Raw genomic sequence first — 14,515 nt, forward strand, 5'->3', positions numbered from 1 at the left:
TATAAAAGTTCACTGTTATTTATAGGAGAGTCTGTTTGTTTTTATATCTTATGTATTTCACCCTGCATAAAAAAATATTTCTCAACATTTTATTTGTTGAAAAAGATTGAATATTCGTATTATAACGAATATTATGTTGTTATCGGCAAAAAACGATAATTTGCAGACACTGGGGAGGAAATACATTGAAAAAGAAAAAGAAATTAAAACCATTAGCGGTATTAACAACAGCAGCAGTACTAAGTAGTACGTTTGCTTTTGGAGGTCACGCAGCGTATGCTGAGACACCAACATCATCTCTACCAATAGATGAGCACTTAATACCGGAGGAGCGTTTGGCTGAAGCGCTAAAACAACGGGGGGTAATTGATCAATCTGCATCACAAGCTGAGACTTCAAAGGCTGTCGAAAAATATGTTGAGAAAAAGAAAGGGGAAAACCCTGGGAAAGAAATCTTAACAGGAGATAGTCTTACGCAAGAAGCCTCTGACTTTATGAAAAAAGTAAAAGATGCAAAAATGAGGGAAAATGAACAGGCGCAGCAGCCTGAAGTAGGCCCAGTAGCTGGACAAGGTGCAGCATTGAACCCTGGGAAATTAAATGGAAAAGTACCTACTACATCAGCGAAGCAAGAAGAATACAATGGAGCTGTTCGAAAAGATAAAGTACTTGTTTTACTTGTAGAATTTAGCGATTTTAAGCATAACAATATTGATCAAGAGCCAGGATACATGTATTCTAAGGACTTTAATCGTGAACATTATCAAAAAATGTTATTTGGTGATGAACCATTTACTTTATTTGATGGATCGAAAATTAACACATTTAAGCAATATTATGAAGAACAATCTGGTGGTAGCTATACAGTTGATGGGACTGTAACAGAATGGCTTACTGTTCCAGGAAAAGCATCAGATTATGGTGCTGATGCGGGTACTGGGCATGATAACAAGGGGCCTTTAGGACCAAAAGATTTTGTGAAAGAAGCATTAAAAGCAGCGGTAGCAAAAGGAATCAATTTAGCAGACTATGACCAATTTGATCAATACGATCAAGATGGTGATGGAAATAAAAATGAGCCAGATGGCATTATTGATCATTTAATGGTTGTACATGCTGGCGTTGGTCAAGAAGCTGGCGGCGGTAAATTGAAAGATGATGCGATTTGGTCACATCGTTCAAAACTAGGTTCAAAACCATATGCAATTGATGGCACGAAATCTTCTGTTTCGAACTGGGGCGGAAAGATGGCTGCATATGATTATACAATCGAGCCTGAAGACGGAGCAGTTGGTGTGTTTGCACATGAGTATGGCCATGATTTAGGCTTACCAGATGAATATGATACAAAGTACTCAGGACAAGGTGAACCTGTTGAGTCATGGTCTATTATGAGTGGTGGTAGCTGGGCTGGAAAAATTGCAGGAACAGAGCCAACGAGTTTCTCGCCACAAAATAAAGAGTTTTTCCAAAAGAATATGAAGGGGAACTGGGCGAATATTCTTGAAGTAGATTATGACAAACTTAGCAAAGGAATCGGTGTTGCAACATATGTAGATCAAAGTAATACAAAATCTAAACGACCTGGAATTGTTCGTGTTAACTTGCCGGACAAAGATATAAAAAATATCGAATCAGCGTTTGGTAAGAAGTTCTATTACAGTACAAAAGGAAATGACATTCATACAACACTTGAGACACCAGTATTTGACTTAACAAATGCAAAGGATGCTAAGTTCGATTATAAGGCATTTTACGAACTTGAAGCGAAGTATGATTTCCTTGACGTATATGCGATTGCAGAAGATGGAACGAAGACACGCATTGATAGAATGGGCGAAAAAGATATAAAAGGCGGCGCGGATACAACTGATGGTAAGTGGGTTGATAAATCATACGATTTAAGCCAATTCAAAGGAAAAAAAGTAAAACTGCAATTTGAGTACTTAACAGATATTGCAGTAGCTTATAAAGGATTTGCGTTAGATAATGCAGCCTTAACTGTAGATGGAAAAGTTGTTTTCTCTGATGATGCAGAAAGTCAGCCTGCAATGACGTTAAAAGGCTTTACTGTGTCTAACGGATTTGAACAGAAAAAACATAATTACTATGTAGAGTGGAGAAATTACGCTGGTTCTGACACTGCGTTACAATATGCACGTGGCCCAGTATTTAATACAGGAATGGTTGTATGGTATGCGGATCAAAGCTTTACAGATAACTGGGTAGGCGTTCATCCAGGTGAAGGGTTCTTAGGAGTAGTAGATTCTCATCCAGAGGCAATTGTAGGGACATTAAACGGACAACCTACTGTGAAGAGCAGTACGCGTTATCAAATTGCCGATGCGGCATTCTCATTTGATCAAACACCAGCATGGAAAGTAAATTCACCAACACGCGGTATCTTTGATTATAAAGGATTACCAGGAGTGGCAAAATTTGATGATTCTAAGCAATACATCAACAGCGTTATTCCTGATGCAGGACGTAAGTTACCGAAGCTAGGACTGAAGTTTGAAGTGGTAGGCCAAGCTGAAGACAAGTCTGCAGGTGCAGTTTGGCTTCATCGATAAAATAAGGTGAAAAGAAGAGAAGCTGCGATAAGTCGGTGAAACTGACTGATTGCAGCTTTTTTCTTCTTGTGAAAAAACTCGCTGTTTTTTATGTACTTATTGGAAAAATATGAAGTTTCTTTGATACATAAAATGCTCCGTCTGTCCAATTATAGAAGCTATTTTGGACGTAAGAAATTTGTAAGTAATGAGTAAGAAAAAAGAGATTTTCATAGTATAAAATATTTATTATAGCTACTTTTAACACCTGATACTAATAGTGTGCTATAATATGAATTAGCAACAAAAAGGAAAGGAATTAGAACAATGACCTTAGAAAATACTAAAAATTTAAAAAAACAAGTTGCTCCTTTTGAAAAATCAACGATTAAAAAAAGTGTTTGGCAACTGATCAACACAATCGTGCCATTTATTATTTTATGGTACCTTGCTTATAAAAGTTTGTCAGTTTCTTATTGGTTAACATTAGTTCCAGCACTGTTAGCCGCTGGATTTATGACAAGGATTTTCATTATTTTTCATGATTGTACCCATTATTCATTCTTTAAAAGTCGACGTGCAAATAGAATAGTTGGAACGTGTATGGGCGTTTTAACATTATTCCCATTTGATCAGTGGGGGCATGAGCATTCTATTCACCACGCTACGAGTGGTAATTTGGATAAGAGGGGTACAGGGGATATTTGGACGCTTACAGTAGATGAATATGTAGCAGCACCATTTAGACTCCGTTTAGCATATCGTTTATATCGCAATCCATTCGTTATGTTTGGGTTAGGCCCGATTTATGTTTTCTTGCTTAAAAATAGATTTAACCGAAAAGGTGCTAGAAAAAAAGAACGTATGAACACTTATTTAACGAATATTTTAATCGTTGCTATTGTAGGAATGCTTTGCTGGGCAATTGGATGGCAATCGTTTCTTTTAGTACATGGTTCTATATTTTTAATAGCAGGTTCAATAGGGATTTGGCTGTTTTACGTACAGCACACATTCGAGGATTCTTATTTTGAAGAAGATAAAGAATGGGAATATGTGAAAGCGGCAGTGGAGGGAAGTTCTTTTTATAAACTTCCAAAAATTTTGCAATTTCTAACGGGTAATATTGGATTTCATCATGTTCACCATTTAAGTCCAAGAGTACCTAACTATAAACTAGAAGAGGCACACAACAATACCCTTCCTTTAAAAAATGTACCAACAATTACGCTTGCTACAAGCTTGCGTTCACTCCGTTTCCGTCTTTGGGATGAGAAAAGTAACAATTTTGTTAGCTTTAAAGATGTCAAAAATATAATTAAAAATAATGTTTCTGTTCGGGTGAAATCTGAACTATAATTGCATCGTATATAAAATTCCCCTTAATCATTTTCGATTTAAGGGGAGTTTTTGTTTAAAGATTAGATGCCAGATTAGAAGAAAAATTAAATGTTTCAAATTGTAATGGAAGCAGATTAGGAATTGCTAGTACGTAAGTACAAATACAAGATGACAATAAATGCATTATGTTAACAATTGGAGTTATCATGAATTTTCCATTACGATAACTGTTCATAAATCCGACGAAAATTAATAGCAAAAAGGGGATCGTACAACAGTATATCTAAAAAATTAGAAAAGACTTGAACGGAAATTTCATTCATTTTTCTTGGTGTTCCGCATTCCATACACTTAAATAGGATGCATATTCTAATTCATCTGGATTGTCATGTAACATAGAAATGAATTCTAATTTATTTCTATCACAATCTAGAAAGTATACACTTGCAGTGGGCATCCACCTTTGGACAATTGGCTCTTGATTTCCTTTTCCTTGACTTCCTATCACTTCTATTCCACGCTCCTCTAACCACGCTTTAGAAGTCATTAAAAACTCTAAATTTACACCAAAAGCAAAATGTCTCAGCTCAAAGTCTTCGATATTATTTACTTCCCATAGTCCAAGCATTTGTTTTTTATTTTCTCCGACCCAAAAGAAAGCCACTCTTCTTTTGGAGAGTTTTCTTGCTAACGTTAATCCTAGCTTGTTTTGATAGAAATTTATCGCTTTTTCTAAATTTCTTACATGTAAATGAGTCTCGTATATGTTCTGTATCATTATGATCATTCCTTTCTTTCTTGATAACTACCAGTTGAGTAATGAATGTAATTCTAATAATGTACAGCTATATCTGATATACCTATTTATTATTATATCGAAATTGAAATACGATAAATCCAACTGAGGTAGCAAGTTCAAATGAAAATTTTACTACTTTTGTAGGAGAAGAGAAAAATCCATTAAATTCAGGTGAACTCATATTTAAATAATAAAAAAAGACAACACATGAAGTGAAACGCCACGTGTTGTCTTTTTTGTATCGTACAATATTACGAAGTTTCGCTAATTTTAGTTTCACTTTGAGTGTTAGTTGCAATTCTTTTCTTAACTTTAAAGTGATAGTAAGTATAGCAAAAGATGATAAATGGTACAGTACAATAAATGCCTAGTCTTTGATCTGGGATAAAGATAAGACTTACTAATATAATGCCATACAATCCAAAACCAAGAATTGGTACAAGGGGATAGAGTGGAGTTCTGAACTTCAAGTCGTCTAATTTTCCACCTTCAGCTAAATAGTGTTTGCGGAAAAAGAATTGAGAAACACAAATTGACATCCAAACAATAATTGTTATGACTCCAGAAATGGAAATTAACCATAAGTAAACCGTTTCAGCAGCTACGACGCTTGTTAAAAGAGAAAAAGCAGAAATAGCTATTGTCATGATTAAAGCGTTGAGAGGAATCCCACGTGATGATAATTTCTTTAAAAATGCTGGAGCCATTTCGTTTTTTGATAAAGACCAAAGCATGCGAGTAGCAGCGTATAGTCCTGAGTTTGCAACAGAAAGAACAGCAGTAAGAATAACAAAGTTCATAATATCAGCTGCATATGGAATACCGATATTATCAAAAACAGCAACGAATGGGCTCTTTGTGAGTCCTGCTTCTTCCCAAGGAATTAAAGCAACAAGAACAAAGATTGCTAAGACGAAGAAAAACATTGTGCGCCATATAATATTTCTAATAGAACGAGGTAAAGTTTTTGCTGGATCTTCGCTTTCACCTGCTGCGATTCCGACAAGCTCTGTACCTTGGAAGGAATAATTGACTGTAACCATTGTTAATAGAATAGCTGCAAGTCCATTCGGAAATAAACCACCATGATTTACGAAATTTGAAAGAAGTGGAGCTGGTTCGTCGCCTTTTAAATCAATAAAGCCGAACATAGCGGCGCCACCAAGAATTATAAAAGCTATAATGGCAGATACTTTTATACTTGAAAACCAAAATTCTGTTTCTGCATAACTACGAGCAGATAATGCGTTAATAGTAAAGATTGTAACGCCAAATATTAAACACCAAACCCAAACAGGAATATCAGGAAACCAGCGCTGCATTGTAATACCGGCAGTTGTAAATTCAAGACCGGTCGTATTCGCCCAGCTTAACCAATACAACCATCCGATTGTAAAGCCAGTTGCAGGATTGATGAATTTAGTGGCATATTCCTGGAAAGAACCCGAAACAGGCATGGCTACAGCGAGTTCACCAAGACATAGCATAATGAAATACATTAATAATCCACCGGCCATAAAGGCAAGTACGGATCCACCAGGTCCAGCTTGACTTATAATAAAGCCAGATCCGTTAAATAACCCCGTTCCAATCACACCACCGAGTGCAATCATGAATAAGTGTCTACTTTTCATCGTACGTTTTAATTCATTGTTTGTATTGTTTACTTGCGCCATTGTTTTCCTCACTTTCGTAGTTGATAGAATAAAGTTTGATGTTTTTCCGTATTATGGAATGTATTCCGTGATGTGAAATCTTGTTATAATTTTCAGATAATTAAAAAGAAAAGTCAATATTTTTTTGTTTGCGTTTTCAATTCGTTGTTAGTGATATGTTTTTATTGTTAGAAAATTAAATAAATAGATTGATTTCATTTCGAATGTTTGCTAAATTGATAGTTAATTAAGCGTACTAATATATTACGAGTAAAGTTGAGGCGAGTTATGGTACAGTCCATTGATCGAGCGATAAGTATTATTAAATTATTGAATTCTACAAATGAAAAAGAGTATTGGGCTATTTCTGATATAGCTGATGGAACACATCTCCCGGTTAGTACAGTACATAGATTACTTAACTCTCTAATGGAGCATGGGTTAGTTACACAAATTTCAGAGACAAAACAGTACAAAATTGGACCAATGTGGATGGAAATAGGGTTGCGTCAATTGGAGAAGGTAGACTATAGATCTGTTGCAAGAGAAGTGATGAAACGTTTGGCTGCTGAAGTGGAAGAAAGTGTCTATTTGAATATTCCAAACGGAACACATTCCATTATCATTGAAAGAATTGATAGTCCTTTAAAAATTCGAGTTATTGATAATCTAGGAGAACAAATTCCACTTTCAATTGGTGCTGCAAATAAAACGATGCTTGCCAATATGAAAACGAATGAAATGGAACATATTGTAGAGTATTTACTTCCTTCATTACCAGAACAAAAGCAAATTCTTCTTAATCAGATAAAACAAATAAAAAATGAAGGATATGCTGTCAGTTATGGTGAAAAAACAGAAGGGACAGCTTCAGTAGCTGCACCTATTATCGGATTTAATCATAAAGTAGTAGGAGCATTAAGTGTTGGGTTAATTAGTCATCGTATTAATGATGATCGACTATCTTTTCTTATTAGCAAGGTAAAACAAGCAGCTCATGAAATATCAATAAAAATCGGCAGTACATCAGAACTATAATTTTGATAGCTGTCGTCATTTTTTATTCATATATTGGAATTCGTTTTCATAATGCGGAAAAATAGGGGGATTTATATGTCAAAGTGGCAATCAAAAGAACAATTGATTCAATTATTAAGCAGTCTTGTTGAAATTCCTAGTATTACAGGTACAGAGGCTGAAGTGATATTGCCAGACTTTGTTGTGGAGCAATTATCTGATTTACAGTACTTCAAAGAAAACCCGCACCATGTGCAAAAAAATCCGACGGGGGACGGACGATATTTTGTTACAGCACTAGTAAACAAAAGCGATAGTACAAAAAATACTGTAATTCTAGTAAGTCACTTTGATGTTGTAGATGTACAAGATTACGGAGTGTGGAAAGAAGATGCATTTAATCCTAAAAAGTTAACATCTATGTTTTATTCTCATAAAGATGAACTTCCAGACCATGTACGTGAAGATATAGAACATGGAGATTGGCTGTTTGGTAGAGGAACAATGGACATGAAATGCGGCCTCGCATTACAAATGGCAATGATTGAACAAGCATGTGAAGGAAGATTCGATGGGAATGTTCTTTTATTGGCTGTACCAGATGAAGAAGTGAATTCTGTAGGGATGAGGGCCGCTGTTCCGAGACTATTAGATTTAGCAAGAGAGCATAATTTAGATTATAAAACGGTCTTAAACTCAGAGCCTATGTTTTCAAGACATCCTGGTGACCAAAATAAGTATATTTACACTGGCTCTATTGGTAAAGTGTTACCTGGTTTTCTTTGCTACGGAAAAGAGACACATGTAGGTGAACCTTTTGCAGGGTTAAATGGGAGTTATATGGCTTCATTAATAACAGCAGAACTAGAGTTAAACACAGACCTTTGTGATATTGTAGAAGGGGAAGCGAGTCCTCCACCAACTAACTTACTTCAAAGGGACTTAAAAGAGGATTATTCTGTACAAATTCCGCATCGTGCAGTCACATTATTTAATTTGTTTTTATTAGAAAAATCAATGACAGATGTAGTTTCATTGTTACGTCAAAAAGTAACGAAAGTAGCAGAGAAAATAGAAGAGTCGTATGAAAAACATGCATATCGTTTTTCTAAATATAATCCATTTATACCACCTAATCTCAAAGTAAATGTATTAACTTATGAAGAGCTTATCACATATGCAATTGAGCAACATGGACGAGAAAAAATAGATCATATTCAATCTAATATTATAAAAAATAGAGGAGATAAAGATGATCGTGCGGTAACGATTGATTTAGTAGATAAATTAGCGATTTTATGTAAAGAAAAGGCACCGATGATTGTACTTTTCTTCGCTCCGCCGTACTATCCAGCTGTGAGTTCACGCAACAATCCTTTAATAAAAGAGGTAGTTGTAGAAATGGAAAAGTATGCACATTACAATCATAAAATTACATTTGAAAACCAAAATTATTTTGGGGGGATTTCAGATTTAAGCTATGTAGGCTTGCAGTATCCACTGGATTCAATGAGTTCGCTTGTAGACAATATGCCATTATGGGATAAAGGCTATTCAATTCCGCTTCAGGAATTAGAAGAGTTTGATGTTCCAGTATTAAATATGGGACCGGTAGGAAAAGATGCACATCAATGGACAGAACGTCTAGATGTAAACTACGCATTTGAAACACTATTAGATATGTTACCGAAATGCATTGAAAAATTATTAGTTTCTAATAAAATTACACAATCATAGTAGGGAATAGGTAAGGGATAAAACAGAACCTTTAAAGAAGAGTCAAATAAAATTATTTTAATATAATTAAAAAGTAGAACGGCCAAGCTCAATTTTATATGAGTTTGGCCGTTTATCATGTAGTGAATTTTTAATTAAAAGTATGTGAATTCATAGCTAACGTAATCTCTTTTATAGTTTTATTTTTTAGTTTGACCAGATAGTTCAACAGACTTTTGCGTACAACGCTGCATAGCTGAAATAATCGCTGTTCGTAATCCTTTTTCCTCTAATGTCGCTACAGCTTCTATTGTCGTTCCGCCAGGAGAACAAACCATATCTTTCAATTCACCTGGATGTATTCCTGTTTCTAGTACCATTTTTGCAGAGCCTAACACAGCTTGAGCAGCGAATTTATATGCTTGATTTCTTGGCATACCATCTAGTACAGCAGCATCTGCCATCGCTTCTATAATCATATATACATAAGCTGGTGAAGAACCACTTACGGATGTGACAACATCCATTAATTTTTCACTTACGATCTCTGTTTGACCAAAACTATTGAAAATGTTTAGTACATCTTCTAAATCTTTTTCTGTAACCATTTCATTAGGGCATAATGCAGACATTCCTTCTCCAACAAGAGCAGGAGTATTAGGCATTACTCTTACAACCTTTACTTTTTTATTAAAGGCATTTTCAGTACTTTCAATACTTTTTCCGGCAGCGATCGTAACGATGATAGCATCGTTTTTGATTACTTCTTTTATTTCATTAATTATTGATGAATATAGGTCTGGTTTGATTGATAAAATTAAAATATCAGCATTTTTAGCTACTTTATTGTTGTCGGTAGTTGTAGTTAGCCCATATTTTTCACTAGCATTTTTTAAATTAGCAGTGTTTAAATCTGAACAAATAATTTGATTTGAAGACACTATATTTTTGTTTATCATTCCGCCAATCATAGCCATTCCCATATTTCCGCAACCGATGAATCCAATTTGTTTATCCATAATAACTCAATCTTGCTCCTTTTATAATCAATTATATCGGTTTGATATTATTTTCTTAGAATAAGAATAACATCCCTGTGCAATATAAAGAAACATTCTAAGAGAATATATTCCTTTTTGCAACACTAAAAGACAAAAATTAATTATATTCGACATTATGTAAATATATACACTATAATGTAAGGTTTTATGTTTATGAATATGAGTTAAACTTATATCATTTTGTATTTTCATTCAGTAGGGCGATAATTTCATACAAATAACTTGTGGCTCTATTTATTTTTAAAAATACCTCTTGACACCGAATCGAACTATATCGCATAATATAAAAAAATTAGATTGAAAATCGTTGAAGGGAATTAGTACATATGTCTTCTTGCGAAAGAGAGTGGAATTCACCGGCTGAAAGATTCCTCGTATAGAATATATCGAACCTATCCCTGAGTCTTAAATGAAAGTTTAGGCGTTCGCCTGCGTTATAGGCACCAAGTGGATATCTATGTATATCAATTAAGGTGGTACCGCGGAACAATGACCGTTTCGTCCTTTTTATTTTATTAAGGGCGAAGCGGTCATTTTTATTTTGCTCTTAAATACTTCAGTGCAGCATTGATGAGAATAGATATAGTTACAAAGTGAATGAAGTGTAATTTATAAAAAAACTTTGATTTTAGACTTGGGGGATAAAAAAGTGAAAAAACAACGAATTGTTGTAAAGATTGGGAGTAGTTCCTTGGCAGATAGTCATGGAGGCATCTCTACAGAACAGCTTTCAGATCACGTTGCCGCATTGGCTCGGTTGAAAGAAGATGGGCACGAGGTTGTGTTAATTACATCTGGAGCCGTCGCTGCAGGTTTTTCAGCGCTAGGATATCCTAGCAGACCTGTAACGATTAAAGGGAAACAGGCTGCAGCAGCTGTCGGACAAAGTTTGTTAATGCAGGCGTACACGGAGGAATTCCGTAAATATGGCATCGTTACTGCGCAACTTTTGCTGACGAGAAGTGATTTTTCTAGAAAAGAACAATATAGTAATGCTTACGCTACGTTAGGAGAATTATTAAACCGTTCCGCTCTTCCAATTATTAATGAAAATGATTCCATCTCTTTAGAGGAGCTAACGTTCGGTGATAATGATATGCTGTCAGCTTTAGTAAGCGGGCTTGTTTCGGCGGATATGCTGATGATTTTTACAGATGTGAACGGGTTATATGACAAAAATCCTCAGAAAAATGCGGATGCAAAAAAATATTATTTTCTTCCTGAAGTTACGGAAGAAATTTCTTCTCTTGCAGGAGATGCAGGCTCAAAACTTGGGACTGGCGGTATGAAATCAAAAATCGATGCTGCAAAGACAGCACTCTCTCTTGGTGTGAGTGTATTTATCGGAACAGGACGTGGACAGGAAAAGTTTGTAGATGTTTTGAAGGGTAAGGGTGATGGAACGTATGTTGGTAATGCTCCTCAAAAAGAAATGAAGATGAACAAGCAATGGATTGCCTTGCATTCGCTTGTTAGCGGACAAATTGAAGTAGATGCTGGGGCAGCTACTGCCATCATTCAGCATGGGAAGAGTTTACTTCCAGCTGGTGTTACGAATGTATCAGGATTTTTCCAAGTGGGTGAAGTTGTAGAGGTTGTAACGCAACAAGGGCGCGTAATAGGAAAAGGACAATGCACATATAGTGCAGAGGAACTAAGAGATGTAAAAGGTATGCAAAGCCAAGATATTCAAGTAAGAGGCGAGAGACATAGTTATGAAGTCATCCATAGGGATCATTGGGTTTCACTTTAAAAAGGAGGAAATAAAAATGAATGAAGTGTTGGCAAAGGGGATAAAAGCAAAAGAGGTTGCTAGAGAACTTGTGCTTAAAACTACAGATCAAAAAAATGAAGCACTTGCTGCAATTGCTAATCAGCTGATAGTAGAAACAGCTTATATTTTAGAAGAAAACAAACGGGATATTGAAGAAGGTAAGGAGAAAGGATTTTCTCATTCACTCCTTGATCGTCTTTTGCTGAATGAACAACGAATTGTTGATATGACAGAGGGTATTAAGCAGTTAATTGAATTACGTGATCCTATTGGAGAATGTGTAAGTGCATGGGAACGACCAAATGGACTATCTATTCAGGAGATGCGCGTACCACTTGGTGTTGTCGGAATGATTTATGAGGCAAGACCGAATGTAACTGTTGATGCTGCTACAATTTGTTTAAAAACAGGAAACGCAGTAATACTACGTGGTAGTTCTTCTGCTATACATTCTAACAAAGCTATCGTTAGCGTTATTCACCGGGCGCTTAAGCAAACTAGCTTGCCTTCAGAAAGTGTACAGCTCATAGAAGATACAACGAGAGATAGTGCAAAACAGTTGTTTACATTGAACGAGTACTTGGATGTTCTTATACCAAGAGGCGGTAAACAATTAATTGATACAGTAGTGAGAGAAGCGTCTGTTCCAGTACTTGAAACAGGTGCGGGAAATTGTCATATATTCATTGATGAAACAGCAGATAAACAAATGGCGTTTAATATTATTATAAACGCAAAAACACAGCGTCCATCTGTATGTAATGCAATTGAGACAATTGTACTTCATGAGAATTGGGCAGAGCAATATGGTAGCGAGTTGTTTTCTTCATTGAAGGAAAGAGGAGTGGAGCTACGTGGTGATAATAAAGCAGTGGCGATTGATCCTTCTATCTTACTTGCGACAGAAGAAGACTGGGAAACTGAGTTTTTATCTCTCACACTAGCAGTGAAAGTGGTTTCCACTGTTGAAGAAGCGATTCATCATATAAATACGTATGGATCTATGCATTCTGAAGCGATTATTACTGAAAACGAGGAAAACGTCAGCAAGTTTTTTACTTCTGTAGATGCCGCGGCACTTTATCATAATGCATCGACTCGTTTTACAGATGGATCCGAATTTGGATTCGGAGCGGAAATTGGTATCAGTACACAAAAGTTACACGTAAGAGGACCAATGGGGCTTCCAGCATTAACTTCTACAAAATATGTGATTCGTGGAAATGGGCAAATTCGAAAATAATAATAAAAGACACTCAATTGGCTTGGGTGTCTTTTATTATAAAAATTATTTACCATACAAATAGCCCAACGAGCATAGCACTTAATAAAGAAACAGCCATCCCGCTAACAAGAAGCTTCCAAACATTTTTACCGATGACTGATGATTTTTCTCCGCCAAATAATGAATTGTAAGTTCCGTAAATCATACCTACTGTACTAAAGTTAGCAAAAGAAGCTAGAAATGTCGTTGCAACCGCAACCGTATGCGGTTGTAGCGACTTTAAGTTTGATTTTAAATCCATCATTGCAACAAATTCATTCGTCGTTATTTTGATCCCCATTAATTCAGCTACATACATAGCATCACTGCCTGATAAACCGAGTAAAAATGCAAAAGGACTAAAGATAATGGAGAAGATTTTTTGAATTGTTAACCCTGTTACAAAAAATCCTAAAATCCCATTTAAACATGCTGTTAAAGCTACATAACCAATTACCATAGCTAAAATAACGATAACCATATTCATCCCAACTAACATACTGTTTGAAATAGTAGAAAAGAAATCCTTTTTTTCATGTTTTGAAGGTGTGTAAACAACGTCTTCTTCTTTCGAAACTTCCACAGGATTTAATACATTGGCTAAAATTAATGCGTTAATACAGTTTAATGGGATTGCGCTGAAAATATATGTTGCTGGCACCATTGATAAATAAGCGCCAAGAATGGATCCGCTAACGCTACTCATACTCATAATTCCAAAAGTTAATAATCGATTTTCTTTTAACACAGATAATTGATCACGAACAACCGCAAGTGCTTCGGTGTTTCCTAAAAACATCATTTGAATCGAAAAGAAACTTTCTAACTTTGGTAAACGAGAAATCTTTGAAATAACTGCACCTACTTTATCAATAATCCAAGTTAAGATTCCGAAATAAGATAGAATATCGAAAAAAGTAATAACAAAAATGATAGGAAGTAACGCACTAAAGAAGAAATCAATGTGCTGGCTTTCCATAGCTGAAGGAAATGCAAATCGAATACCTTCATTCGCACATGCTAGTAGCCAACTGAAAAATGACGCAATTTTATTAATGATAATACTGCCGAGCTTTGTGCCTAACATAAACCATGTAATAAAAAGCTCCAATAGGATGAGAATTACAATTGGTCTCCATTTTATATGTTTTTTATTAGGCGAACATAAGAAAACGATTAATATGACAACGAAAATCCCTAACATATTCAATATGAAATACATGTCAACAACTCCTTGAGGCTTATTATTTGTATATAAAAAAGCCTCTATTCTTCCAAATTTGGATTATGATCAGAAGTTATGAAGAGGGTAAATGATGTTTGGGATTCCTGTATT

10 protein-coding genes and 1 other annotated feature are annotated in these 14,515 nt (G+C 35.5%); of the genes, 6 read left to right on the plus strand and 4 right to left on the minus strand.

Translation table 11 applies throughout. The annotated features are described in order from the left end of the window. The first annotated feature begins 185 nt into the window (after window positions 1-185). Complete coding sequence (locus AU379_RS09070) at window positions 186-2,573, plus strand: immune inhibitor A domain-containing protein (RefSeq protein WP_061139152.1); 2,388 nt, start codon at window positions 186-188, stop codon at window positions 2,571-2,573. Window positions 2,574-2,879: 306 nt separating this feature from the next. Beyond that, complete coding sequence (locus AU379_RS09075; protein ID WP_000171499.1) at window positions 2,880-3,911, plus strand: fatty acid desaturase; 1,032 nt, start codon at window positions 2,880-2,882, stop codon at window positions 3,909-3,911. A gap of 301 nt (window positions 3,912-4,212) precedes the next feature. Here the strand turns inward: AU379_RS09075 and AU379_RS09080 are convergent, their stop codons facing one another. Both AU379_RS09080 and AU379_RS09085 read right to left on the minus strand, forming a co-directional pair. Beyond that, complete coding sequence (locus tag AU379_RS09080; RefSeq protein ID WP_061139153.1) at window positions 4,213-4,671, minus strand: VOC family protein; 459 nt, start codon at window positions 4,669-4,671, stop codon at window positions 4,213-4,215. A gap of 272 nt (window positions 4,672-4,943) precedes the next feature. Further along, window positions 4,944-6,368, minus strand: a complete 1,425-nt coding sequence (locus AU379_RS09085; protein ID WP_061139154.1) for an amino acid permease — start codon at window positions 6,366-6,368, stop codon at window positions 4,944-4,946. 267 nt (window positions 6,369-6,635) lie between these two features. On the opposite strand from AU379_RS09085, the gene AU379_RS09090 reads away from it, so the two are divergent. Beyond that, window positions 6,636-7,385, plus strand: coding sequence for an IclR family transcriptional regulator (locus tag AU379_RS09090; protein ID WP_000250752.1), 750 nt, complete (start codon window positions 6,636-6,638; stop codon window positions 7,383-7,385). Between the two features lie 51 nt (window positions 7,386-7,436). Continuing rightward, window positions 7,437-9,101, plus strand: coding sequence for a M20 family metallopeptidase (locus AU379_RS09095; protein WP_157462609.1), 1,665 nt, complete (start codon window positions 7,437-7,439; stop codon window positions 9,099-9,101). A 179-nt stretch (window positions 9,102-9,280) separates the two neighbouring features. On the opposite strand, the gene proC is transcribed toward AU379_RS09095, so the two are convergent. Further along, window positions 9,281-10,099, minus strand: a complete 819-nt coding sequence (gene proC / locus AU379_RS09100) for a pyrroline-5-carboxylate reductase (RefSeq protein WP_000360729.1) — start codon at window positions 10,097-10,099, stop codon at window positions 9,281-9,283. Window positions 10,100-10,439: 340 nt separating this feature from the next. Continuing rightward, window positions 10,440-10,650: a binding site (T-box leader), on the plus strand. A gap of 140 nt (window positions 10,651-10,790) precedes the next feature. On the opposite strand from proC, the gene proB reads away from it, so the two are divergent. Together proB and AU379_RS09110 are read left to right on the plus strand one after the other, a co-directional pair. Next, window positions 10,791-11,894 carry a glutamate 5-kinase gene (gene proB, locus AU379_RS09105; RefSeq protein WP_000744736.1) on the plus strand — a complete coding sequence of 368 codons (1,104 nt, stop codon included), beginning with the start codon at window positions 10,791-10,793 and terminating at the stop codon, window positions 11,892-11,894. A gap of 16 nt (window positions 11,895-11,910) precedes the next feature. Then, window positions 11,911-13,158, plus strand: a complete 1,248-nt coding sequence (locus tag AU379_RS09110; RefSeq protein WP_001006620.1) for a glutamate-5-semialdehyde dehydrogenase — start codon at window positions 11,911-11,913, stop codon at window positions 13,156-13,158. 49 nt (window positions 13,159-13,207) lie between these two features. Here AU379_RS09110 and AU379_RS09115 read toward each other — a convergent pair whose 3' ends face one another. Next, on the minus strand, window positions 13,208-14,401 hold the full coding sequence (locus AU379_RS09115) for a nucleoside transporter C-terminal domain-containing protein (protein ID WP_000273603.1): 1,194 nt from the start codon (window positions 14,399-14,401) through the stop codon (window positions 13,208-13,210). Window positions 14,402-14,515: the final 114 nt, after the last annotated feature.

The organism is Bacillus sp. JH7, from assembly GCF_001563515.1.
In the GTDB taxonomy this organism is placed as follows: domain Bacteria; phylum Bacillota; class Bacilli; order Bacillales; family Bacillaceae_G; genus Bacillus_A; species Bacillus_A cereus.